Genomic DNA, 22,023 nt, shown 5'->3' with positions numbered 1-22,023 from the left:
TGTTTCCTCTTCCATGCGTATGGCGTGTTGCGTGGGGCCTGCCAGCGTCAGCTTACAATCAATCTGCCCTGATACATCTGCATCTGGCAGGTGAAACGGTATTCGCCGGCGGGCGGATTGTTCAGGGTCACGGTGGTAATGGTACCCGTTTCCAGAAACTCGCTCACGTCGAGCCCGTGGAACACCACCTGCTCGGCGCAGGGGGAGGGGTCCCGTCGGTCGAAGTGCAGGGTCAGCGTCTCCCCGGCTTTGGCGCGCAGGGTGGCCGGGCTGTAGACGCCGTCGGCGACCACGATGGTGGTGCCCTGATCGCTGACGTTCTGGCTCTGTGTTGTGGATTTGGACAGCCAGAACCACCAGACGATCCCCACCATCAGTAGCAGGCCGGCAAGATTGATCAGCAGTGTCATGGTACGACCTCCGGGTTGCGGGCGGTGATGACCAGGCCGGTCTTGTGCATGACCTGGCCCATAACGTTGATACTTTGTTCCGGAACCACCTGTTGCTGTACGTCGACAAATCCCGCAGTGGCCAACGCCTGTTGCAGATCCGGCCCTTCATAGGTGACAAAGCCGTGTTGAAAAACCGGCATGGTGGCCATGCTGTTTCTGTCGCGCAGGCCCAGACAAAGCTTGCCGCCAGGGCGTAGCAGTTTGCGAATGGCATTTAACGCCGGCCGCAGCGGGTTCCAGAAGTAGACTACATTGATGGCGACCAGATGGTCCGCGCTGCCCTCGGGCAGGGGAGGATTGTGCAGATCGCCTTGCAGGAAACGCACCTGTTGCCGGTGGCCATGGAGGGCCCCGGCAGCGCTGACCATATCCGCGGACAGATCCAGACCGGTGTAGTGCAGATCGTCCGCCATGGCCAGCAGGTCCGGTAGATGGCCTGCCGTGCCGGGGCCCACTTCCACGATATGGTCGCCGGCGGACGGCGCTAACGCCTGGTAGCTGGCCGCGATGATCGGCTGGTTATGCTGATTCATGTTGTCGGCGACCTGAGCGCCGTCATCGCCGCTGGGGCAGCGCAGCTGGGCGGCCAGTTGTTCTGGCGTCATGACTTACCTCGCTGGGGTTTGAACAGTCGCAACCGGTTGGCATTGCTGACCACGGTCACCGAGCTGAGCGACATGGCGGCGCCGGCAATCACCGGGCTGAGCAGACTGCCGGTGAGGGGGTAGAGCACCCCGGCAGCCACTGGCACGCCAAGGCTGTTGTAGATAAAGGCACCGAACAGGTTTTGCTTGATGTTGCGTACCGTGGCCGATGAGATCGCCATGGCATCGGCGACACCGTGCAGGGAGCCGCCCATCAGGGTGATGGCGGCGGATTCGATCGCCACGTCGGTGCCAGTGCCGATGGCAAAGCCCACATCCGCCTGGGCCAGCGCCGGGGCATCGTTGATGCCGTCGCCAACCATGGCCACGATGCGGCCCTTATCCTGCAGCGCTTTCACTTTTTTCGCCTTGTCCTCGGGCAGCACCTCCGCCATCACCTGGTCCACGCCCACCTGTTTGGCGATGGCATCGGCACTGGCCTGAATATCACCGGTAATCATCACCACAGTGAGGCCTTGGTCCTTCAGGCGGGCAATGGCGTCCCGGGAGTCTTCCTTGATGCGATCGGCCACGCCGAGGATACCCAGCAGGGTATTTCCCTCAGCCAGGAACAGGGGGGTGGCGCCACGCTCGGTGAGCGAGCTGCTGTCCAGGTTGGCCGTAATCCCTTCGCTTTCCAGCCAGCGGCGGTTGCCGAGCCGGTATGATTTGCCGTTCAGGGTGGCGCTGACGCCCTTGCCGTTGAGGGCATGGAAATTGTCGGCCCGGTCCGGGCTGATGTCACGTTGTTGAGCGGCTTCTAGAATGGCGCGGGCCAGCGGATGCTCGGAGCCGCTTTCCAGGCTGGCGGCCAGTTGCAGCAGGTGGTCTTCCTGCTGACCCTCGGCGCAGAGAATATCGGTGAGCGCCGGTTTGCCTTCGGTGATGGTGCCGGTCTTGTCGAGGACAATGGTGTCCAGCTTGCTGCTGGTCTGCAGGGCGTCACCTTCACGAATCAGAATGCCGTGCTCGGCGGCCTTGCCGACGCCGACCATCACCGACATGGGCGTGGCCAGCCCCAGCGCGCAGGGGCAGGCAATGATCAGTACCGTGGTGGCGCTGATCAGCATGTGGGTGATACGCGGCTCCGGCCCCAAATTGAACCAGGCCATGGCAGCGACCACGGCGATCAGCATGATGGTGGGAACGAAGACGGCGGAGACGTCGTCGGCCAGGCGACCGATGGGCGGCTTGCTGCCCTGGGCCTTTTTCACCAGCGCCACGATGCGTGACAGGGCGGTGTCCTTGCCCACGGCGGTGGCCCGGTAGAGCAAGGTGCCTCCTTCGTTCAGGGTGCCGGCGCTGACCGTATCACCGATGGTCTTGCTCACCGGCATGGGTTCGCCGGTGAGCATGGACTCATCCAGGCGGCTTTCGCCTTCTTCGACGATGCCGTCCACGGCAATTTTTTCCCCGGGGCGTACGCGCAGGATGTCATCGGTCTGCACCTGCTCCACCGGGATGTCCTGCTCCCTTTTTTCGTGATTCGGGCCGTCGCGAACCACCCGGGCGGTTTTGGCGCCCAGGTCCAGTAGCCGTTTTACCGCTTCGCTGGTTTTGCCCCGGGCCCGCACTTCCAGGGCCTGGCCCAGGTTGATCAGGCCGATGATCATGGCACTGGCTTCGAAGTACACATGGCGGGCGGCTTCCGGGAGCGCCGCGGGAATCAGTACCACGGCCATGGAGTAGAGCCAGGCGGCACCGGTGCCCAGAGCAATCAGGGTATCCATGTTGGCGTTGTGATTGCGAAACGCCTTCCAGGCACCGACAAAGAAATGGCGCCCGGCGGTGGCCAGCACCGCCAGGGTCAGCAGGCCGATAGCCAGCCAGATCCACTGACTGGCGGTGCCGGGTTGAACCATCATGTTGCCGCCCAGCAGTCCCCAGGCCATCAGCGGTACGCCCAGCCCCAGGCCCAGCCAGGTATGACGCAGCAGGCGGCGATAGTGTTGCTGCTCCTGTTGTTCGCGGGCGCCATCATCATCGTTGTCGTCCACTGGGCTGGCGCCATAGCCCGCCTTCTCTACTGCGTCGATCAGGGATTGGGTATCCGCCGTGCCGCTGACTCTGGCGGTGCGGTCGGCAAAGTTCATCTGTGCCTGGTTGACCCCCGCGGTGTTGCGCAGGGCGTTTTCGATGGTGCGTACGCAGGCGGCGCAGGTGGCACCGGTAATGGCAAGCTGCTGTTCCTGATCGGTGCTGGCGGGCGATGCTGATGCAGTGTGAGGCGGCGTGTCTTCGACGGCATAACCCGCCTTGGCCAGGGCGGCCTGCACGTCGGCACTGTCGGCGGTGCCGGTGACGGTCACCTGCTGGGCATCCAGATCCACCTGCACATCGTCGATGCCTGCGATGGCGGACAGCGCCTCGCGAATCTTGCGGACGCAGCTCTGGCAGCTGGCGCCCTGAATATCGAACCTCTGTGTCTGCATCAGGATCTCCTTTGGCCGGTGTGGGCGTAACCATTCCTGTCGTCACAGATTGTCAAACTTCAGGGTAACCCCAAGGTCAACCCTGTGCTATAAGTTGCCGGCGGCATTGAAAATTTTTATAAAACTGTCAAAAAGGCGGAACTGTTCGTGCGCCGGCGACTCCATATCACCACTACAGTACCAGCACATTGATGCCGTTTATCAATATTGAGAGGACCTTTTCTATGTTTAAGAAAACTTTGCTTGTGTCAGGAATTGCCCTGGCTGTTGCTGCACCGGCCATGGCTGAGCAGCGGACGTCCATGGTCCGTGATAACGGTTTTTCCTACACCTACGGCCAGCTGGCCTATGATCGTTGGGATCTGGATAACGATGTGGACGTGGATGCGCTGACCGCAGAGGGCTCATTTGCCCTCGACGAGCACATCTTCCTGCGTGGCAGCCTGGGCTTCTTTGACGGTGATTATGATTTTGGTCCGTTCCGTGATGGTGATGTGGATGGCACTCGCCTTTCCGCAGGTGCCGGCTTCCACACGCCGTTGCAGCGGGGCCTGGACTTCGTGACGACTGCCGACATCATCTACGATGACCGTGATTTTGATCCGGGCAATTCCGATGACGAGATCGGTTTCGAGCTGCGTGGTGGTCTGCGTCATGCCACTACTGAACAGCTGGAACTGTCCGGTGGCCTGACCTACATGGATCTGTACGACGATGATCTGGGGGTTTACGGCCAGGGTCTGTTCAAGCTGACCCCGGTGGTGGATCTGGGCGCCCGCGTTGTTGTCGGTGGCGACCGTGATACCTACGGTGTGTTTGGCCGCTACAACTTCTAATAGCGTTCAGCACAAAAAAAGCCCGCCGGGTGAAAATCCGACGGGCTTTTTTTGTGACTGGGGCCCGCGTGTTGCCCTGTGTTGATTGCATTTGTAGGAGCGGCGCTTGAGCCGCGAACCTGCTTGCGAAAACGCTGGTGAATCTGTTCCCCCTCGCTTCGCTCGGTTCGCGGCTCAAGCGCCGCTCCTACAAAGGTTTTACTCTTTCAGGGCTGATTCAGCCAGGTTGCCAGCGCGTCAGGGCCTTCTTTTTTCGATGCTGCTAGGGCCTCCTCAATGCCCGGCGCTTTTTCTGCCCAGGCTTCCAGTGCGGTCTGATCCATATTGCGCACACCCTTCAACAACCGTTCCGCATTCACTTCGCGCACGGTTGCCGGGATAAACAGGCCTTCCGCTTCCAGGTCGGTGCTGGCTTTGCGGGCGTCGCGAGCCAGGGTGTGTTCCAGGCCGCATTTCAGGGCCTGTGAATCAAGGGGCGCCTCCACGGATAGCAGTTTGGCATCGGTCAGCAGCAGCTCGGTGGCAAGCTGAAGATACTCTCGCCGACGCAGGGCGATCTCGTCATCGCCGGCCAGCAGGGGCAGTGCCTTGGGGGTTTCTTCGGTGCCATTGAGTGCCACAAACAGGGCGGCAAAGCCCAGGCTGGCTTCGCTGGCATCGGTGGCGCCGTGCTGGGTGCGCAGGGATTTACGCGTCATTTCCAGATAGGGATCACTGATCAACCCGGACTCGGGCCATTCCGGCAGGGCATCCAGGTAGCCGGGGTAGAGCGGCCAAGTATCCATGCGGTTGAGCAATTCCTGTTGATTGAGCTGGCAGGCCCGGCTGGCAGCGAGCAGGTAGTGATCCACAAAGGCGGCATACCAGCTTTCCAGCTGCTCACGCAGCGCGTCCAGTTGCGCCTGCTCACGGTTCTGTTCGAAATCGTTCATAGCCTGTTGCCAGGCGGCGGCACCATTCTGGAAGGTCTGGTCCGCGTTGTTCTGCCAGTCGGTGGCGGGAATATCTGCCACGGCGGCCGACATATCAGTGACTTCGCCCGGCGCCGATTCCGGTTCCGGTGTGTTGTTGTCGCAGCCGCTTAACGCCAGTGCCAGCAGCGCGGCCAGAAAATAACGCATGGTTCCCCTTCCCCTTTTTATGAGTCTCAGCGCAGGCTGATGACTGGCCAGCCTTGTTCCCGTGCTTCCCGGTCCAGGGTGGCATCCGGATCCACCGCCACCGGGTTGTCCACTTTTCTGAGTAACGGCAGGTCGTTGTGGGAGTCGCTGTAGAACCAGCTGCCGGCCAGTGTTTCGTCGTTGGTGCGCAGCCATTCTGCCAGCCGTTCCACCTTGCCGTCCCGGTAGCTGGGTGTGCCGGCCACGTTACCGGTATAGCGCTCGCGCTTGCACTCGGCCACGGTGGCGATCAGGTGATCCACGCCCAGGCGGTCCGCCAGTGGTGCGGTGACGAAATCGTTGGTGGCGGTGATGATCATCAGGGTATGGCCCTGGTCCCGGTGCTTTTGCAGAAGACTCTCGGCCTTGGGCAGCCACATGGTCTCCAGTGTTTCCGCCAGGAACTGCTCACGCCAGAAATGCAGCTGTGCCATGTCATGCTCGGCCAGCACTTTCAGGGAAAAACGCAGGTAAGCCATGATGTCCAGACGGCCGTTCTGGTAATCCACGTAGAATTGGTCGTTGGTGTCCTTGTAATGCTGCTGGTCGACAATGCCTTTTTCTACCAGCCAGTCCCCCCACAAGTGGTCGGAATCGCCGGCGATCAGGGTGTTATCCAGGTCAAAAATTGCGAGCGTCATGGCCTCTCCTTACATGAACGGCACATTTTATGCGAAGCGAATGACAAGTTATAGGGAGCTGCGGGGCGGTATAGAGCCTTGCTGACTGCGTTTCTGGACCAGATGTTGCACGGTTGTGCATTGATTGCGGGTTGCCCGGCAAGGTTTAATGGGCCAACAAGGAGCCAGAGTCGGCAATGGTGTGCCGGCTCGTAGAGACACCATGACAGGCATTATTGATGACAAGGGATTCCGGCTGAACGTCGGGATCATCATTGCCGGCGAGGATGGCCGGGTATTCTGGGGTCGACGGGTAGGTAACCGTGATGCCTGGCAATTTCCCCAGGGGGGCATGATGCCCGGAGAAACCCCGGAGGAAACGCTTTTTCGCGAGCTGGAAGAAGAGGTCGGTCTGCGTCCTGAACACGTTGAGATTGTTGCCAGTACCGAAGGGTGGCTGACCTATCGTCTGCCGCGCCGTTTTCTACGTCGGCCTCGCAATCGCCCCCATTGTATCGGTCAGCGGCAGAAGTGGTTTCTGCTGCGGCTGACGGCGGAAGAGGCTGCCATTGATCTGTTCGCCAGCGACAGCCCCGAATTCAAGGCCTGGCGCTGGGTTAATTACTGGTATCCGATTCGCAAGGTAGTGCATTTCAAACGCGGCGTTTATGCCCGTGCCCTGCGCGAACTTGCCCCGGCCCTGAAGGGGGAACGGGAAGAGCAGGAAAAGAACCGGATTTCACCGGGAGACAACCCCAATGCTTGATACCCTGCGACGCATTGTCCAGGAAGTGAACAACGCGGCGGATATCCCCTCCGCGCTGAACCTGATGGCCAAGCGGGTTCGTGATGCCATGGGCACCGAGGTGTGCTCCATTTATCTACGTCACGAAGAAGAGCAGCGTTATGTGTTGATGGCATCCGAAGGCCTCAAGCAGGAAGCGGTGGGTCATGTCAGTCTGGGGCTGTCGGAAGGCCTGGTGGGTCAGGTAGGCCTGCGCGAAGAGCCGGTGAACCTGGAAGATGCCTTCAGCCATCCCAAATTCCATTACCTGGCGGAAACCGGCGAAGATCCGTTTCACGCCTTTCTCGGCGTGCCGGTGATGCATCATGGCAAGGTGCTCGGGGTGATGGTGGTGCAGCAGCGTGATGTGCGCCGTTTCGATCAGAGTGAAGAAGCCTTTCTGGTGACTATCTCCGCCCAGTTGTCGGCGGTGATTGCCCACGCCCATGCCTCCGGGGTGCTGTTCGATCAGCTGGATCCGGGAGGGCCGGACCTGCCCAGTTTTTATGATGGTCTGCCCGGCTGCCCTGGTGCGGCCATCGGCTTCGGCGTGCTGTTGTTCCCGGCGGCGGATCTGTCTGCCGTGCCGGATCGTCAGGTGGAAGATGTCAGCGCGGAAATCGCCCGCCTGGATGATGCGCTGGTGCGCGTACGTCAGGAAGTGCGAGACTTGGCCGAGCGAGCGTCCAAGAGCCTGGGGACCGAAGAGCAGGCGTTGTTTGATGTTTATCTGCGCATGCTGGATCGGCATGCGTTACCCGCCGAAGTGATTGTGCATATTCGCGAGGGCCAGTGGGCCCAGGGGGCCCTGCGCACCGTGGTGGATGCCCACGTGCGCAACTTCGAGATGATGGATGACCCCTATCTGCGCGAACGGGCGGCGGATGTGCGCGATCTGGGGCGACGGGTACTGGCGCAACTGCAGAGCCAGAACCGCCGGCATATCGTGTTCCCGGATGACTGCATTCTGTTGGGCGAAGATATTTCCGCGCCCATGCTGATGGAAGTTCCCCGCGAGCGGATTCGCGGCATCGTGACGACCCGTGGCTCGCGCAACTCACACATGGCCATCGTCGCCCGCGCCATGGGCATCCCCACCGTGGTGGGAGCCCAGAACCTGCCGCTCAAGAAGATGGATGACAAGGAAATCATCGTTGATGGTTTCCGTGGCCGGGTGGTGGCCAATGCCTCACCGGAGCTCAAGGAGCAGTTCGAAGAAATCATCGCCGAGGAGGCCAATCTCCAAGCGGGCCTGGAAAAGCTGCGCGATGAACCGGCAGAAACCCTGGACGGTGTCCGCATTCCCCTGCAGGTGAACACCGGCCTGATGACCGACATCAACCGCTCCATCGAGCGTGGTGCCGAAGGGGTGGGGCTGTATCGCACGGAAATTCCCTTCATGGTCCGCGACCGCTTTCCTTCTGAAGAGGAGCAGCGGGTGATCTACCGGGAGCAGCTTGCCGCCTTTGCGCCGCACCCGGTGACCATGCGCACCCTGGATATCGGTGGCGACAAATCGCTGAGCTATTTCCCCATCGAAGAGGAAAACCCCTTCCTGGGTTGGCGGGGTATCCGCGTCACCCTGGATCACCCGGAAATTTTCATGGTGCAGGTGCGGGCCATGCTCAAGGCCAGCGACGGCCTGGACAACCTGCGCATCATGCTGCCCATGGTCACCAGTGTGATCGAGGCGGAAGAAGCCCAGCATCTGATTCACCGTGCCTGGCTGGAAGTTCGTGATGAAGGCCTCGACATTGCCATGCCTCAGGTGGGGGTGATGATCGAAGTCCCCGCGGCCGTCTACCAGGCCCGGGCGCTGGCACAGCGAGTCGACTTTCTGTCCATCGGCACCAACGACCTGACCCAGTACCTGTTGGCGGTGGACCGCAACAACCGTCAGGTGGCATCCCTGTACAACTCCTATCACCCGGCGGTGCTGCATGCCATTTTGCATGTGGTCGAGCAGGCTCATGAGGAAGGCGTGCCGGTATCCGTGTGCGGGGAGATGGCCGGGGAAGTGGGCTCGGCGTTGCTGTTGATGGCCATGGGCGTTAACGCTCTGTCCATGAATGCCTCCAACCTGCTCAAGGTGAAAGCCGCCGTCCGCCAGGTCAAAGCCAGCTTTACCCGCCAGTTGCTCAACGAAGTGCTGGCCATGGACAACGGCGAAGTCATCGCCGCCTACGTGGACCTGCAATTGGACAAGGCTGGGCTGGGCGAGCTGCTGCGCAATCGCAAGGCGCTGGTCTGACGAAACAGCGAGCCTGTCAGAACAACAAGACGTGAGGGCTGAACATGAAACGCTTGCTGCAATTGCTGGCGCTAGCTGTGCTTATCCTGCTCGCGGTGCTGCTCTATCACACCCTGACCTTGCCGCAGGCAGACAGCCGCGTTGCCGAGCTGCCCGATTTGCCGCAAGCCATGGATGAAGACGCCATGGTTGGGCGGTTGGCCGCGGCTCTGCGTTTTCCCACCCTGCCGGACCAGCCGGATGCCTTCGTCGGCTTCCATGATTTTCTGCGCGACAGCTTTCCGCTGACCCACCAGACCCTTTCGTTAAAGGCCTTCGGCCATAGTCTGCTGTATCACTGGGACAGCAAGAACGACTGCCCGCCACAATTGCTGCTGGCCCATCAGGATGTGGTGCCAGTGTCCTCCCCGGAAAAATGGCAGAAGCCTCCTTTTGCCGGCGTCGTTGATGACGACTTTGTCTGGGGCCGCGGTGCCCTGGATGACAAGGGCAGCCTGATGGCGATTCTGGAAGCCACGGAAGCCTTGCTGCAAAGCGGTCAGGCTCCCGCCTGTGATGTGTATCTGGCGTTCGGTCACGATGAGGAAATCGGTGGCCGCGAGGGCGCGGTGAAAATGGCTGCCTGGCTGGAACAGCAGAACCTGCGGTTTGCCCTGATTCTGGATGAGGGAGGCATGATGCTGCCGGGCAGCACCCTGGGTATGGATCGTCCGGTGGCGTTAATGGGGATTGCCGAGAAGGGTTACATGACAGTGGAACTGCAGGCGGAAGCTGAACCGGGGCATTCCTCCCGGCCGCCGGAGAGAACGGCCATCGGTGATCTGGCTGCGGCGATTCATCACTTGCAGACGCACCCCAGACCGGCATCTTTGAGTCTGCCCACCCGGAAGATGCTGGAACAGGTGGCGCCTCATCAATCGTTTGCCAAGCGGCTGGTGTTTGCCAATCTGTGGCTGTTCGAGCCGCTGATTATTCGCCAGCTGGAAGGCAAACCGGAAACCAATGCCCTGCTGCGCACCACCATGGCGCCCACCTTGCTGGAGGCCGGGGTAAAGGAAAATGTGCTGCCGGCTACCGCCAACGCCACCCTGAACTTCCGGCTTGCGCCAGGAGAAACCCGCGACAGTCTACGGGCCTATCTGCAAAACGAATTACCGGACAATATCAGCGTCACCTCGAAGGGCGCTTTCCTGTCCGATCCATCCGCCGTCACCGACATCCCCTCCGCCAGCTTCGATCGACTGGCCGCGCTGGCGCGGGCGTTACCGGAACAGCCGGTGGTGGCCCCCTACCTGCTTATCGCCGGCACCGATGCCCGTCACTACCAGCACCTGTCCGACCAGGTATTCCGCTTTATGCCGGTCTCCCTGGGCCAGGACGATCTGGCCCGCTTCCACGGCCACAACGAACGTCTGCCCCGCAAGCAGTATCCGCACATGGTGCGGTTTTATGCGGGGCTGATGTTGGGGCAGTAACGGATCTGCGTAGTCAGGGTTAACTGCGCTGCAGAGATCCGCTGGCTGAGCCGTCCGGCAGCCAGCCCTGTTCCAGCATGATCGGGTCACGGTCGCGATGCAGTTCGACCACACTGCTGGCGCGGGTGCCGTAGGTGGGGGACTGGATAAAGACCGGGGCCACCAGACGTTCCAGGTCCAGACCGACGCCGGTGTCGGGAAGTTCGCTGTCCGGGGGCTGGAAGTGGTCGTCGACCACTTCCATGAGCTGTTCTGTGCTGCAGTCGGCGGTGATGGCGTTGGCCAGATGTTGTTTGGCCCGTTGCACCTTGGGCCAGGGATCGTCCAGCAGGCCGTTGCACAGGCCGTGAATGCCGGGGGTGACCGCTTGCGGAGCGGCGCCGCGGTTGCCCAGGTACCAGAGGCTGTCGGGGGTGCCTACCAGCAGGTTGAAGGCGCCGTAGTGGTGCTGTTGTTCGGCCAGTTCCCGGCAGAACTGTTCCGGCGACTGGCTGCCTTCCAGGAAGGCCAGGGGCAGCAGGCCCCGGGAGCGTTCGCCGCTTTGTCGGCCGGCGATGGGCTCGCGGTAGTTGGTGACCACGGCGACACGGCCATTGCGGTGGATGCCCAGCCAGGTACCGCCGGCGGTCAGGTCCAGACCACAAAAGATATCGCCACGCCAGCGGGCGGGTTCGGCGGGGCGGGCGTGGAATTCATCCCGGTTGGCGGCCATCCGCAAGGGGGTAGCTGAATCTGGTTGCCAGTCGAAAAGCACAATGCACATGAATGTTGCCAGTCAATAAAGGGTATGGGCTGGTGCCTTCGCCTTGCTAGCAAGGCTCCAACGGGAAGGGTAATCCCGCCAGCGTGTGGCACTTGTAGCGTGCTAGCATACCTGCCTTGCGTATAGATTATGAACCGGCGCTAAGGGCTGGCCAATGTGGGAACTGTTTCTGATTTGTCTGGGGGTTGGTGTGGGTGCCGGGCTGCTGGCCGGGGCGCTGGGCCTGGGCGGTGGTGTGGTGATTGTGCCGGCGCTGATCTTTCTGTTTCACGGGCTCGGTTTCCCCGCTGATCTGGTGGCGAAGATGGCGGTGGCCACCTCTCTGAGCACCATCATGATCACCTCTATCAGCGCGGTGCGTACCCATCACAAGGCCGGCTTTGTGCGCTGGCCGGTGGTGTTGCGGCTGGGCGTGGGCATTGTGCTGGGGGCCTTCGCGGGTGCCTTTATTGCCGATGCCATGAAAGGGGAACTGCTGACCCGGTTGTTTGGTCTGTTTGCCATGGTGATTGCCTTGCAGATGGCACTGACGGGCCGCAAAGCGCCAGACGGCAACCTGCCGGAACGGGTGCCCGGGGCGGTGGGGTTGGGTGTGGCCGGGGTGTTGATCGGTACCGGGTCCGCCATTTTTGGTATTGGCGGCGGTTCGTTGACGGTGCCGTTCCTGAGCTGGTGTCGCCTGAAAATGCAGGAGGCGGTGGCCATCGCCTCCGCCTGTGGTCTGCCCATCGCCATTGCCGGCACCCTGGGTTTTGCGGTGGCCGGCTGGCAGGAAACCCGGCTCCCCGAGGGGGCGCTGGGCTATGTGTTTTTGCCGGCCACAGCCGGTATAGTGCTCACCAGTTTTCCGTTCGCGCGACTGGCGGCGCGACTCAGCCACCGGCTTCCTTCAGCGATGCTGAAAAAGGTGTTCGCGGTGGTGTTGTTTGTCATCGGCCTCAGGCTGGTTTTGGGATAGGCATTATGGAATTTCCGCAGATTGATCCGGTGGCGATTGCCATTGGTCCCCTTCAGGTGCACTGGTACGGCCTGATGTACATGATCGGCTTTGCCGCCGCCTGGTTGCTGGGGGTATACCGCGCCAAACAACCGAACTCGGGCTGGACCAAGGATCAGGTGGGCGACCTGGTCTTCTATGGCGCCATGGGGGTGATCCTGGGTGGCCGGCTGGGTTATGTGCTGTTCTATAACTTCGGCAAGTTTCTCGATGATCCGATCTGGCTGTTCAAGCTGTGGGACGGCGGCATGAGCTTCCACGGCGGCGCCATTGGTGTGCTGGTGGCGTTCTGGTTGTTCGGCCGCAAGACCAACAAACGGTTTTTCCAGGTGGCAGATTTCATGGTGCCCATGGTGCCGATCGGCCTGGCCACCGGACGCCTGGGTAATTTCATCAATGCAGAGCTGTGGGGTCGCACCAGTGATGCGCCCTGGGCCATGGTGTTTCCCACCGATCCGGACCGCCTGCCACGGCACCCTTCCCAGCTGTACGAGTTTGCCCTGGAAGGGGTGCTGCTGTTTCTCGTGTTGTGGTTCTATTCGGCGAAGCCGCGGCCGGCCGGGGCGGTGACCGGGCTGTTCGGGGTTGGCTATGGTCTGGGCCGAACCTTTGTGGAGTTTTTCCGTGAACCGGATGCCCACCTCGGTTACCTGAGCGGTGGCTGGCTGACCATGGGGATGTTGTTGAGCATCCCGATGATACTTCTCGGTGCCGCCATGATGGTGTGGGCCTACCGCCATGATGATCGTGCCGCCACCCCTTCCGGGAGTCGTTCATGAAGCAATATCTCGATCTGCTGCGCCAGGTGCGTGAGCATGGCACTTTCAAGGAAGACCGTACCGGTACCGGCACCTATGCGGTGTTCGGCCATCAGATGCGTTTTGATCTGAGCGAAGGCTTCCCCATGGTCACCACCAAGAAGCTGCACCTGCGCTCCATCATTCACGAGCTGCTGTGGTTTCTGTCCGGCGACACCAACATCCGTTATCTGAAGGAAAACGGAGTGTCGATCTGGGATGGATGGGCGACCCCGGAAGGTGAGCTGGGCCCGGTCTACGGCGAGCAGTGGCGTAGCTGGAAAACCCACGATGGCCAGGTGATTGACCAGATCAGCGAGGTGCTGGCGGAGATCAAGCGTAACCCGGATTCCCGCCGCCTGGTGGTCAGTGCCTGGAACCCGGCGGTGCTGCCGGACCCGTCCATTTCCCCGGACGCCAATGCCGCTGCCGGCAAGCAGGCACTGCCACCGTGCCACTGCCTGTTCCAGTTCTATGTGGCGGACGGCAAGTTGAGCTGTCAGCTGTATCAGCGCAGCGGCGATATCTTTCTGGGCGTGCCGTTCAACATCGCCTCCTATGCGTTGCTGACGTTGATGATGGCGCAGGTCTGTGGTCTGGAGCCCGGCGATTTCGTGCATACCCTGGGTGATGCGCACCTGTATTCCAATCATCTGGAGCAGGCGGATACCCAGCTGGCCCGCGACCCGCGCCCATTGCCTACCATGACCCTGAACCCGGAGGTGAAGGATCTGTTTGCCTTTACCTTCGAGGATTTCACCCTGAGCGATTACGAGCCCCACGCCCACATCAAGGCGCCGGTGGCGATTTAGAAAAACGCTTGCACGCTTTCACGCAACACGCCGACACGCGTGGTGCATGCAAGCGTGCTGCGTGTCAGCGAGGTTTGCATGTCCATTCGTCTTTCCCTGATGGTCGCCAAGGCCAGCAATAATGTGATCGGCCGCAATAACAAGCTGCCCTGGTATCTGCCCAACGACCTGAAGTACTTCAAGCAGGTCACCTTTGGCAAGCCAGTGATCATGGGCCGCAAGACCTGGGACTCTCTGGGCAAGCCGTTACCCGGCCGTACCAATATCGTCATCACCCGGCAGCCGGATTTTCAGGCGGAAGGCGCCAAAGTGGTGGCGACGCTGGAAGAGGCGGTGACCATGGCGGAGAACGTGGCCTTTATCGAAGGCCAGGACGAAGCGGTGGTGATGGGGGGCTCAGAGATCTATGCGCTGGCGTTACCGAAAACGGACCGGCTCTATCTCACCGAAGTCCATGCGGAAGTGGAAGGGGATACCTGGTTCCCGGAATACGACACGTCTGAATGGAAAGAGATCGGCCGGGAGGATTTCCCGGCGGAAGGGCCGAACCCCTACGATTATTCGTTCGTGGTGTACGAGAGGAAATAGGGGCGAGCTACACTCGGTTGGATAGGGGGCTGACCTAGGCACCTCTACGAAGCCGCTGTAGGAACGCAGCGCAGCGGAGTAGCGCACGTAGTGCAGTGCGGCACGAAGGGTGAGCGTAGCGAATACTACCTCGTGAGGTGCGAACCGCGCTTGCGCGGAAATCGCCCGCAGGGCGATCAGGAATCTCAGAGCTCGACAGGTTTCGCTAACCAGCAAAATAAGAAGCTGGAGCAGACGCCCAAATCGTACCTCAAGCGGTGCTCCTACAAGTCACCCCCTCGGCTTGATCAATACTTCACTCTTCACAGACTGCGCAATAAAGCATTTCTCGTGGGCGCGCTGGTGCAGGGCCTGGATCTTGCCAGCATCCGGTTGTTCGCCGCTGAAGGTGGCCAGGGGCTGCAGCAATACCTGCCGCACATAGATCATCGCTTTTTCATTCTGGCCGAGGATGGCTTCGGGGGCATCATCGTAGCTGGTGACGGACAAGCCTTCGCGGGCGGCTTCGGTGAGGAATGACAGCAGGTGACAACTGGCCAGGGAGGCAATAAAGGCCTCTTCCGGTTCCATGAATTCCTGCTGACCATGATGGCCATCCACCACACGGACTTCATTGCCATCGGCCAGGTGCCAGAGGTAGTGATCCTCGCCGTGGGTGCTCCAGCTCAGATGCATAGTGTGTTGTGGCACGAGATATCCCCGGTTGGTTTATTCTTCAGGGCAGTATGCCATCAAAACAGCCACTTGCCATGGCGGCTTTGGTCGAAGTCGGTGACAAAACGTCAGCGGGCGGTGTCGGTTGTATCCGGAAGGAGAGCGCTGGCAGGGCAGAACAGCGGCAGGTGGCGGTGGCGGGAAAGTGGTGAAAACGTTACCGCCACCACTAGGTGGCACTGTCCTGGGCCATTTCCCAATAGCGGAACACGGCCACATTCACCAGCGCGCTCATCAGGCTGACCGGCACGCCCACTAGCAGGGCGGTAGCCTGGGGCTGGCTGATGACGGAGGTCACCAGGCTGGCCAGGATGCTGCTCATCATCAGGTAGGCGAGAAACACCAGCACCAGTATCAGCATCAGCGGCCACTGCTGGGCTTCTGTCATGGCGAAGGATTGGCGCAGGGCGTCAATGGGGTTGCGGCGTTTCAGGACAACCAGGAAAGGCGCGAAACACAGGCGGGTGTAGACCCATAGCGCCGGGAAGAAAAATGCCAGCCAACCCAGCGAGACACCAACGGCCATGATGGCGTAGGTGGCCAGCAGCATTGGATAGACCAGCAAGGCGGCGGCAAGGCATTGCAGCAGGCCTGCGGGTTTGCCGGTGCGGGTGGCAGCGAGCTGAGCGATCAGTGCGCCTTCGGCCAGGGGGCGGCTGAGCAGCACAATGGCCAGGCTGATGCCGCTGAACTGCAGGGCGCCGCCGGCCTCTTCCGGAAATACAAAGCTGGGGCCAAACAGCCATTGACTGGCTTCGGTGAGCAGGGCAAACGGCGCGGTGACCAGAAAGATCGGGCCAAGGTTGCGCCACCAGAAAAAGAGAATTTCGCGAAAACGTTGGCTGATCATATTGGCTGTAAGGTGTAGCGGGAAAGGCGCTATTTCACCACAGCGGGCGGGATGTGCACAGGGAAAGGGGCAATATTCGTTAGTGGGGCGTTGATGGTGGTGGGGCTGGTTGCAGGTAGGGTGGATTAGCCGAAGGGGTAATCCACCTTTCCACCACCGTGAAGAGAAACCCAATTAACACCGATCGGCGAGTTAAATACCTTCATGCCCTTGAGCCATCGGCAGAGGCAGGATTGTGGATTACGCCTTCGGCTAATCCACCCTACGGCACAGCCGGGTCACCACCAGTACTTGCCCCAGTTTTCCGGGTTGGCCCAGAAGCGCGGGTTGTTCCATTTGCGCTCAAAGTTGTAGTTGTCCAGGTCGTAGCTGTAGATGTTCAGCTCGCGGCCATCCTGGGCAAAGTGTCCCTGTTCCCGGCAACCCAGTGCCAGAAATCCATTGCTGGGCCAGCGTAGTTTCTGCGGGGCCAGGGTGGGCTGGTACACCGCCACCATGGAATCGGTGTGCAGGTTTCGCAGCAGGCCCATCAGTGCCTCGCCGTCCCGCTGGCTCATGTATTCCAGCTGGTCGGCCACAATCGCCATATCTACCCGCTCGATATCATCCAGTGCCGCAAAGGGATCCTGCTCCTGGATTTCCACCAGGTTGCAGTCGTGGTCCTTGCACCATTGGCTGACGACGGGGATGGGGTTGAGGCTGACGGTAACAATGGAGGAAGGCTGGTGGCTATCCAGGATAGCGGCCAGACGTTCCTGGGGGGATTCAGTCATGGGGTGTGCCATCGCGGTATTCATGAATTCAGTCTAGCGCGGTTGTGCAGGGCTTTCGATAGGGGAACGTAAAAACACTTGCCGGATGGCATGCAGGACGGCGGACAAAGAAAAGCAAAGCGCGCAGAAGTCCGATGGTGGGCGCCAGAAAGGGAGAAGGGTTAACGTGGAAAGATCCATTAATGCTGGCTGGCGTCAGGGCTGCGTTGTGACCCCCATCAGAAAATCAGGAAAGAGCATTGACGGCCCTTCAATCAATAATGATAATGATTCTCATATGAAGACAAGGAGGCCAGCATGACTCAGCTCAAGAAGAACGTCACCACGACTACCCGCCGGGTTGCGATCAATGCAGAAAGCAGTGTTGCCAGCAGCTTGCTGCTCAATCATCAGGGCAAGCTCTGGATTGAGCATGCCGGTGAGCGTTACCAGTTGCGACGCACCTCCAATAATCGGCTAATTCTGACCAAGTAACGCGGCGCGCAACACGCTTTACGCAACAACGCGGTATCGGCTTTCAGATTTTCTGGCCAGCAGGACGCGTATCAGGTTTCCGGGCGGGGCCAGTCACAATGAAAAGCATTTCTTCGTGTTGATGCGTGTCCCGTGTTGCATGCAGCGTCTCAATTTCTCCCTGACGTGGATCGCCAGCCGTCGCCAGCTTTCCACACCTAATAACAAGCACCGCCGACCATTAAGGCGCTTCTGAATAACCCTTTCTGAACAGGGCATCAGAGGTGTCTTAACCGGTGGTGCGGCGATCTGGAGGTAGCATGTCAGTGATGGCGTGGTCCCCGGCGCCGGCGGCATCCCCTCTGCTTCGTCAGTGCGGCGCAGCCCTCGGTGATCGGGTTTTACGATTGCAGGACGAGCCGCTGGCCATTCTCAAGGCCCTGTACCGGCTTGGCTCCCTGGTGGTGACGACCTTTACCAGTGGTTCCCGGGTATCCCAGAACATGCACTACCCGGCTTTCCATGAGGGCGAGTGGTGGCTGGAGTCAGTGGGTGACCGTTGCCGGTTACGGCAAAGCCTGCAGGTGTCCCAATGGCATTCGGTACTGGCAGTGCTGGAACCCACCGGCGCCTTGCCGGCCCGCAGTCTGGTGTTTTTCGACCGCCAGGGGCAACCGCTGCAACAGATGGCGGTGGCGCCGGACAGTGGTGGCCTGGCATTCGAGGAACTGGTCTGTGCCATGCTGCACCCGGATCAGCAGACGCTGAATCCGCCTGCCGGTCTGCCTCGCATTGTGGCGGGTGAGTTAGGGTCGCTATCGCAACTGGAGCGCGACTGGGCCGGCAGTGCCGACGAGGAGGATTTCTCCCAGCTGTTGCAGCGCTGCCACAACCAGCGCGCCGTGCTGTATCGGTCGGTGCGTGACAGCTTTGCTTGCATGGTGCGCCCGGAAACCCTGCCGGCGGTGCTGGCGGAAGCATCACGTCGCGATAATGCGACCACCTTGTGTGTGGGCAACCAGGGGGTGCGTTTGTGTATGACCGCACCCTGGTCGTCGCCACGCTGGCAGGGCAGCCATTGTCATCTGGCCCACAACGGCGCGTTGGTATCGTTGGACATGGCAAAGATGCACAGCCTGTGGCGTCTGCGTAAGCCCGGTGAGGGACAGGTGATCACGGCCCTTGAAGCCCTGGATAAAAACGGCAACTGGTTGTGGACACTGTCGGCCGGCGAAGCGGAGTCAGACTGGCGGGCGTTATTAAGGGATAGCGTGATTCGGTAGCTCGAGCTGCGCTCGATTGGATTGGGAAAGGCTAAAAGTTCCTCAACCTCCGAGCTCTCTTCGCAGTCGCTGTAGGAGCACCTCTTGAGGTGCGAACCGCGCTTGCGCGGAAATCGCCCGCAGGGTGATCAGGGATATCAGAGCTCGACAGGTTTCAAACAATGCAGCAGCCCTCGTCTCTGTCCCCTCGCTACGCTCGGTTCGCATCTCAAGCGGTGTTATTCGCTTCGCTCACCCCTCGGGCCGCACGGAACTACGTGCGTTACTTCGCTACGCTCCGTTCCTACATTGAATCTCAAATCCTCGCTAAGGCCTGAATCGCGCCGCCAGCGACGCTCCTACAGTGTGTGGGTTCGCCTGCAAGCAGTCTCCTACGGATGCGCGTTGCCGCTTGCCACTACCTCAAAAGTGCTCGTCGAAACGCTTGAGCAGATCAATGATCTCGCTGACATCTTGCTCCATTCCCTTCAGAGCCTCTTCTGCCATGGGGCTCACGTCGCACTGGCCGGGCAGGGGATGGTCGGCGTCGAGGATGGCGCGGAAGCGGCCGATAAATACCCACTGCAGCCACTGGCTGAAAGCCATGGTGTCGGCAAAGAAGGGGGTGCTGCTGTCGAAGGCAGCGGGCGCCGGGGGCTGTTGTTCCCACAGGCCCTGCTGGTCCAGCTCGGTTTGCAGATCGTCCAGAAGGTTGGCAAGTTGCGCGCGCTTAGTCATCGAAAAGGGGTACCAGGTCCGGGAGTTCGTGAAGGTTGTGAATATGGTGACGGGGGTGGGCCAGATCAACCGGCCAGTCCAGATCGATCAGGTTGGCCCAGATGGCATGCATGCCGTGTTCGCGAGCGGCATGCACATCCTCCAGGGGATGATCGCCCACATGGACGGCCTGGCTGGCGTCGACACCTGCTGATGCCAGTGCCGCCAGGAACATGTCCGGTGCGGGCTTGCGCTTGCCGATGGTTTCCGCGGAGTGGTGGAAGGTGAACAGCTCGGCGATGCCGATTTGTTGCAGATCCGCGTTGCCATTGGTCAGGGCGCCCAGCTGATAGCTGTCGGCCAGTTGTTCGAGCACGCCCAGGGCACCGGGGAAAAACGTCACCTGATTACGGGCGCGATGGAAAACCAGAAAGGCTTCTTCGGCAATCTTGCGCGCCTCATTGGTGCTGAAGCCATGCTCGGTAAAGGCCCGGGCCATGGCGTCCTGGCGCAGGGCTGTCAGGTTGTCCAGATAATCCGGCCGCTCCCGCAGTAGTGCCGTGCGTACCGCGCGTACCCGCTCGGCGCTCAGCGCCAGGGCGGCTTCCGGGTGGCGGTCAATGATCCAGTCACTGCATGCCTTCTCCGCCCGGCGAATCACTTCGTCCACCGGCCAGAGGGTGTTGTCCAGATCAAAGGTAATCAGTTTGAGGCGGCTCATGGCGCTATTGTAACGCATGGCAGGGGCTGTGGCCCGACCATGGCGATGAAGCTGCTGTAGGAGCTCCCTTCCAGGGGGCGAACCGTGCGCAGCACGGAATCGGCCATAGGGCGATCAGGGATATCCAGACTCGATAGCTCCTTGAAAAATGGTCCCCCTTTCGGGTGCCTCGCTACACGAGCTTCGTCCCCTGGAAGGGAACTCCTACAGGAAGCGGTAGACGTCAGGACGATTCCTCGTCATCCCTCTTGCGGCGCTGCGCTCTTGGATGAGCACCGTCATACACCTGGGCCAGGTGCTGAAAGTCCAGGTGGGTGTAGACCTGGGTGGTGGCCAGATCCGCATGGCCCAGCAGTTCCTGTACGGCGCGCAGGTCGCCGGAGGATTCCAGCAAATGGGTAGCAAAGGAATGCCGTAGTTTATGGGGGTGCAGGTGATCATCCAGGCCCCGTTCCAGGGCATGGCGTTTCAGGCGTTGCTGCACGCTGGAGGGCGACAGTCGACGGCCATTCTTGCTCAGGAAGAGCGCTTTTTCTTCGCTGTCCTTGATGAACAGGGTGCGGGCCTTGAGCCAGCGGCGCACGGCAGTGAGGGCCGGTTTGCCGATGGGTAGCTGGCGGGTCTTGTTACCTTTACCGGTAACCAGCAGCTGGCCGGCACTCAGATCCAGGCTGTCCAGATTCAGGCTCAGCAGTTCTGCCAGGCGCAGGCCGCAGGCGTAGAATAGTTCCATGATGGCCTGGTCGCGCAGGCTCAGCGGGTCGCCTTTTTCCATGCCCGCGTCCAGCAGCTGGCCCACCTGGTCCGCATCCAGGGCCTTGGGCAGGCGCTTGCCACTTTTCGGTGGCCGCACATCCACCGCCGGGTTGTCCCGGGCCAGCCCTTCACGCATCAGATAATTGTAGAAAGTACGCAGTGTGGACAGTAGCCGGGCAATGGTCTTGCCGCCTTTTCCCTGCCGGTGCAGGGTGGCCACCAGCGAGCGCATGTCGTGCACGGTGAGCGTGGCCCAGTCCCGCTGCCCGGTAAGGCGGAAGGCTTCTTTCAGGTCACGCTGGTAGTTGCTGACGGTGTGCGGGGAGAGGCGGCGCTCGGAGGCCAGATGGGTTAGGAACGAATTGATAATTGATAGTTGATAATTGATAGCGCCAGAAGCGGCTGGATGTTCGTTATCCATTATCAATTCTCAATTGATTTCCCCGGTCTTTTTAGCTGCCTGATGCGGGTATTGCCGCAGGACTTCGTGCAGGCGGCGGCTGAGGACCTGGCCGATGTGGGTAATGAACAGGGTGCCTAGGGAGCTGCGGAAGTGCATGGCGCTTTTGCTGCCGATGGCCAGCAGGCCCAGTTTGCCCTGGTACTCGAGCGGTACCATAGCGGCGGAGCGGATGTCGGTGGCGTGCTCCTGGAACAGGGCCAGCATTTCCTCTTCGCGCATGGCGCCGCAGACCGCCTTGCCGTTGCGCAGCAGGTGGTTGAGGGCGCTGGGCAGGGCGTCGCTGTCGACACAGCGAATCTGGTTGCGCAGGTCGCCGAGGATGGGCAGTTCCCGGTCGTAGAGCAGCAGCGCCACCCGATCGCAGTGAAAATCGTCACCGAGGCTGGCGAGCAGGTTGCGGAACAGTTTTTCGGCTCCCCGTGCTTCCAGCAGGGACAGGGTCAGACGGCGGGTCTTGTCGAACAGGTGATCGTTTTCCCTGGCCACGTCCAGCAGGCCGTTGAGGCGGTCACGCAGTTCGTTATTACGGTCGCGGAGAATGGACGCCTGGCGTTCCAGCAGAGAGACAGCCTCGCCCTTGGAGTCCGGTAGGCGCAGCAATTCCAGCAGCTCCGGGCGATGCTGGAAGTAGTCCGGGTTGTCGCGCAGGTAGGCGGCAACCTGGTCGGCGCTGGCTTTGGTGTTCTCCGTCATGGGATTGCGT

Annotated in this window: 23 protein-coding genes; 10 read left to right on the top strand and 13 right to left on the bottom strand. The window is 60.8% G+C overall.

Translation table 11 applies throughout. The annotated features are described in order from the left end of the window. Positions 1–47: 47 nt before the first annotated feature. From T9A_RS04160 to T9A_RS04150, 3 genes are read right to left on the bottom strand one after another with little or no spacing between them, the layout of a single operon-like run. Positions 48–410, bottom strand: a complete 363-nt coding sequence (locus tag T9A_RS04160; protein WP_035245311.1) for a cupredoxin domain-containing protein — start codon at positions 408–410, stop codon at positions 48–50. Beyond that, positions 407–1,057 carry a class I SAM-dependent methyltransferase gene (locus T9A_RS04155; protein WP_035245310.1) on the bottom strand — a complete coding sequence of 217 codons (651 nt, stop codon included), beginning with the start codon at positions 1,055–1,057 and terminating at the stop codon, positions 407–409. Before T9A_RS04155 ends, T9A_RS04160 begins: the two co-directional genes overlap by 4 nt. Next, the gene (locus tag T9A_RS04150; RefSeq protein WP_035245308.1) at positions 1,054–3,528 is read right to left on the bottom strand and encodes a heavy metal translocating P-type ATPase; all 2,475 of its coding nucleotides are present in this window, start codon (positions 3,526–3,528) and stop codon (positions 1,054–1,056) included. The genes T9A_RS04155 and T9A_RS04150 overlap by 4 nt, the downstream gene beginning before the upstream one ends. A 224-nt stretch (positions 3,529–3,752) precedes the next feature. Between T9A_RS04150 and T9A_RS04145 the strand changes: the two genes are divergently transcribed. Further along, positions 3,753–4,364, top strand: coding sequence for an outer membrane beta-barrel protein (locus tag T9A_RS04145; RefSeq protein ID WP_035245306.1), 612 nt, complete (start codon positions 3,753–3,755; stop codon positions 4,362–4,364). Positions 4,365–4,570: 206 nt separating this feature from the next. Here the strand turns inward: T9A_RS04145 and T9A_RS04140 are convergent, their stop codons facing one another. Together T9A_RS04140 and T9A_RS04135 are read right to left on the bottom strand one after the other, a co-directional pair. Beyond that, a complete protein-coding gene (locus tag T9A_RS04140; protein WP_052042472.1) occupies positions 4,571–5,485 on the bottom strand; it encodes a hypothetical protein in 915 nt (304 codons plus the stop codon). Positions 5,486–5,511: 26 nt separating this feature from the next. Beyond that, complete coding sequence (locus T9A_RS04135; protein WP_035245305.1) at positions 5,512–6,165, bottom strand: histidinol-phosphatase; 654 nt, start codon at positions 6,163–6,165, stop codon at positions 5,512–5,514. A 202-nt stretch (positions 6,166–6,367) separates the two neighbouring features. On the opposite strand from T9A_RS04135, the gene T9A_RS04130 reads away from it, so the two are divergent. From T9A_RS04130 to T9A_RS04120, 3 genes are read left to right on the top strand one after another with little or no spacing between them, the layout of a single operon-like run. Next, positions 6,368–6,910 (top strand): RNA pyrophosphohydrolase, encoded by a 543-nt coding sequence (locus tag T9A_RS04130; protein WP_052042471.1) that lies wholly within the window; start codon positions 6,368–6,370, stop codon positions 6,908–6,910. Further along, entirely contained in the window at positions 6,903–9,179 is a 2,277-nt protein-coding gene (ptsP, locus tag T9A_RS04125; RefSeq protein ID WP_035245304.1) for a phosphoenolpyruvate--protein phosphotransferase, read from the top strand. The genes T9A_RS04130 and ptsP overlap by 8 nt, the downstream gene beginning before the upstream one ends. 44 nt (positions 9,180–9,223) lie before the next feature. Continuing rightward, a complete protein-coding gene (locus T9A_RS04120) occupies positions 9,224–10,654 on the top strand; it encodes a M20/M25/M40 family metallo-hydrolase (RefSeq protein WP_035245303.1) in 1,431 nt (476 codons plus the stop codon). 19 nt (positions 10,655–10,673) lie between these two features. On the opposite strand, the gene T9A_RS04115 is transcribed toward T9A_RS04120, so the two are convergent. Continuing rightward, positions 10,674–11,417 (bottom strand): NRDE family protein, encoded by a 744-nt coding sequence (locus T9A_RS04115; protein WP_035245301.1) that lies wholly within the window; start codon positions 11,415–11,417, stop codon positions 10,674–10,676. A gap of 154 nt (positions 11,418–11,571) precedes the next feature. Between T9A_RS04115 and T9A_RS04110 the strand changes: the two genes are divergently transcribed. The 4 genes from T9A_RS04110 (at position 11,572) to T9A_RS04095 (ending at position 14,611) form a co-directional block, all read left to right on the top strand. After that, on the top strand, positions 11,572–12,375 hold the full coding sequence (locus T9A_RS04110) for a sulfite exporter TauE/SafE family protein (RefSeq protein ID WP_035245298.1): 804 nt from the start codon (positions 11,572–11,574) through the stop codon (positions 12,373–12,375). Between the two features lie 5 nt (positions 12,376–12,380). Next, positions 12,381–13,193 (top strand): prolipoprotein diacylglyceryl transferase, encoded by an 813-nt coding sequence (gene lgt / locus T9A_RS04105; RefSeq protein WP_084573388.1) that lies wholly within the window; start codon positions 12,381–12,383, stop codon positions 13,191–13,193. Further along, on the top strand, positions 13,190–14,023 hold the full coding sequence (locus T9A_RS04100) for a thymidylate synthase (RefSeq protein WP_035245297.1): 834 nt from the start codon (positions 13,190–13,192) through the stop codon (positions 14,021–14,023). Before lgt ends, T9A_RS04100 begins: the two co-directional genes overlap by 4 nt. A gap of 78 nt (positions 14,024–14,101) precedes the next feature. After that, positions 14,102–14,611, top strand: coding sequence for a dihydrofolate reductase (locus tag T9A_RS04095; RefSeq protein WP_035245295.1), 510 nt, complete (start codon positions 14,102–14,104; stop codon positions 14,609–14,611). Between the two features lie 270 nt (positions 14,612–14,881). Here T9A_RS04095 and T9A_RS04090 read toward each other — a convergent pair whose 3' ends face one another. The 3 genes from T9A_RS04090 to T9A_RS04080 all read right to left on the bottom strand — a co-directional run bounded on the left by T9A_RS04090 (position 14,882) and on the right by T9A_RS04080 (position 16,948). Continuing rightward, entirely contained in the window at positions 14,882–15,301 is a 420-nt protein-coding gene (locus T9A_RS04090) for an OsmC family protein (protein ID WP_232221999.1), read from the bottom strand. Between the two features lie 193 nt (positions 15,302–15,494). Then, on the bottom strand, positions 15,495–16,175 hold the full coding sequence (locus T9A_RS04085) for a hypothetical protein (protein WP_035245290.1): 681 nt from the start codon (positions 16,173–16,175) through the stop codon (positions 15,495–15,497). Positions 16,176–16,453: 278 nt separating this feature from the next. Further along, entirely contained in the window at positions 16,454–16,948 is a 495-nt protein-coding gene (locus tag T9A_RS04080; protein ID WP_232221997.1) for a DUF6231 family protein, read from the bottom strand. 297 nt (positions 16,949–17,245) lie between these two features. Here T9A_RS04080 and hemP point away from each other — a divergent pair, with 297 nt between their 5' ends. After that, on the top strand, positions 17,246–17,422 hold the full coding sequence (hemP, locus tag T9A_RS04075; RefSeq protein ID WP_035245286.1) for a hemin uptake protein HemP: 177 nt from the start codon (positions 17,246–17,248) through the stop codon (positions 17,420–17,422). Positions 17,423–17,721: 299 nt separating this feature from the next. Next, the gene (locus T9A_RS04070) at positions 17,722–18,684 is read left to right on the top strand and encodes a ChuX/HutX family heme-like substrate-binding protein (protein WP_035245284.1); all 963 of its coding nucleotides are present in this window, start codon (positions 17,722–17,724) and stop codon (positions 18,682–18,684) included. A gap of 402 nt (positions 18,685–19,086) precedes the next feature. Here the strand turns inward: T9A_RS04070 and T9A_RS04065 are convergent, their stop codons facing one another. The 4 genes from T9A_RS04065 to T9A_RS04050 all read right to left on the bottom strand — a co-directional run bounded on the left by T9A_RS04065 (position 19,087) and on the right by T9A_RS04050 (position 22,013). Beyond that, on the bottom strand, positions 19,087–19,401 hold the full coding sequence (locus T9A_RS04065) for a YqcC family protein (RefSeq protein ID WP_035245283.1): 315 nt from the start codon (positions 19,399–19,401) through the stop codon (positions 19,087–19,089). After that, complete coding sequence (locus T9A_RS04060) at positions 19,394–20,101, bottom strand: HAD family hydrolase (RefSeq protein WP_035245529.1); 708 nt, start codon at positions 20,099–20,101, stop codon at positions 19,394–19,396. Before T9A_RS04060 ends, T9A_RS04065 begins: the two co-directional genes overlap by 8 nt. A gap of 223 nt (positions 20,102–20,324) precedes the next feature. After that, on the bottom strand, positions 20,325–21,278 hold the full coding sequence (xerC, locus tag T9A_RS04055; RefSeq protein WP_084573387.1) for a tyrosine recombinase XerC: 954 nt from the start codon (positions 21,276–21,278) through the stop codon (positions 20,325–20,327). Positions 21,279–21,287: 9 nt separating this feature from the next. Further along, positions 21,288–22,013, bottom strand: coding sequence for a DUF484 family protein (locus tag T9A_RS04050; protein WP_035245282.1), 726 nt, complete (start codon positions 22,011–22,013; stop codon positions 21,288–21,290). Between the last annotated feature and the right edge of the window lie 10 nt (positions 22,014–22,023).

The organism is Alcanivorax jadensis T9 (genome assembly GCF_000756655.1).
In the GTDB taxonomy this organism is placed as follows: domain Bacteria; phylum Pseudomonadota; class Gammaproteobacteria; order Pseudomonadales; family Alcanivoracaceae; genus Alcanivorax; species Alcanivorax jadensis.
Note: the sequence above shows the minus strand (reverse complement) of the source record. Positions and strands in the feature narration are given on the sequence as shown.

Coding starts and splice junctions, on each gene's coding strand:
- T9A_RS04160 (WP_035245311.1), bottom strand. CDS start 410: ATGACACTGCTGATCAATCTTGCCGGCCTGCTACTGATGGTGGGGATC.
- T9A_RS04155 (WP_035245310.1), bottom strand. CDS start 1,057: ATGACGCCAGAACAACTGGCCGCCCAGCTGCGCTGCCCCAGCGGCGAT.
- T9A_RS04150 (WP_035245308.1), bottom strand. CDS start 3,528: ATGCAGACACAGAGGTTCGATATTCAGGGCGCCAGCTGCCAGAGCTGC.
- T9A_RS04145 (WP_035245306.1), top strand. CDS start 3,753: ATGTTTAAGAAAACTTTGCTTGTGTCAGGAATTGCCCTGGCTGTTGCT.
- T9A_RS04140 (WP_052042472.1), bottom strand. CDS start 5,485: ATGCGTTATTTTCTGGCCGCGCTGCTGGCACTGGCGTTAAGCGGCTGC.
- T9A_RS04135 (WP_035245305.1), bottom strand. CDS start 6,165: ATGACGCTCGCAATTTTTGACCTGGATAACACCCTGATCGCCGGCGAT.
- T9A_RS04130 (WP_052042471.1), top strand. CDS start 6,368: ATGACAGGCATTATTGATGACAAGGGATTCCGGCTGAACGTCGGGATC.
- ptsP (WP_035245304.1), top strand. CDS start 6,903: ATGCTTGATACCCTGCGACGCATTGTCCAGGAAGTGAACAACGCGGCG.
- T9A_RS04120 (WP_035245303.1), top strand. CDS start 9,224: ATGAAACGCTTGCTGCAATTGCTGGCGCTAGCTGTGCTTATCCTGCTC.
- T9A_RS04115 (WP_035245301.1), bottom strand. CDS start 11,417: ATGTGCATTGTGCTTTTCGACTGGCAACCAGATTCAGCTACCCCCTTG.
- T9A_RS04110 (WP_035245298.1), top strand. CDS start 11,572: ATGTGGGAACTGTTTCTGATTTGTCTGGGGGTTGGTGTGGGTGCCGGG.
- lgt (WP_084573388.1), top strand. CDS start 12,381: ATGGAATTTCCGCAGATTGATCCGGTGGCGATTGCCATTGGTCCCCTT.
- T9A_RS04100 (WP_035245297.1), top strand. CDS start 13,190: ATGAAGCAATATCTCGATCTGCTGCGCCAGGTGCGTGAGCATGGCACT.
- T9A_RS04095 (WP_035245295.1), top strand. CDS start 14,102: ATGTCCATTCGTCTTTCCCTGATGGTCGCCAAGGCCAGCAATAATGTG.
- T9A_RS04085 (WP_035245290.1), bottom strand. CDS start 16,175: ATGATCAGCCAACGTTTTCGCGAAATTCTCTTTTTCTGGTGGCGCAAC.
- T9A_RS04080 (WP_232221997.1), bottom strand. CDS start 16,948: ATGACTGAATCCCCCCAGGAACGTCTGGCCGCTATCCTGGATAGCCAC.
- hemP (WP_035245286.1), top strand. CDS start 17,246: ATGACTCAGCTCAAGAAGAACGTCACCACGACTACCCGCCGGGTTGCG.
- T9A_RS04070 (WP_035245284.1), top strand. CDS start 17,722: ATGTCAGTGATGGCGTGGTCCCCGGCGCCGGCGGCATCCCCTCTGCTT.
- T9A_RS04065 (WP_035245283.1), bottom strand. CDS start 19,401: ATGACTAAGCGCGCGCAACTTGCCAACCTTCTGGACGATCTGCAAACC.
- T9A_RS04060 (WP_035245529.1), bottom strand. CDS start 20,101: ATGAGCCGCCTCAAACTGATTACCTTTGATCTGGACAACACCCTCTGG.
- xerC (WP_084573387.1), bottom strand. CDS start 21,278: ATGGATAACGAACATCCAGCCGCTTCTGGCGCTATCAATTATCAACTA.
- T9A_RS04050 (WP_035245282.1), bottom strand. CDS start 22,013: ATGACGGAGAACACCAAAGCCAGCGCCGACCAGGTTGCCGCCTACCTG.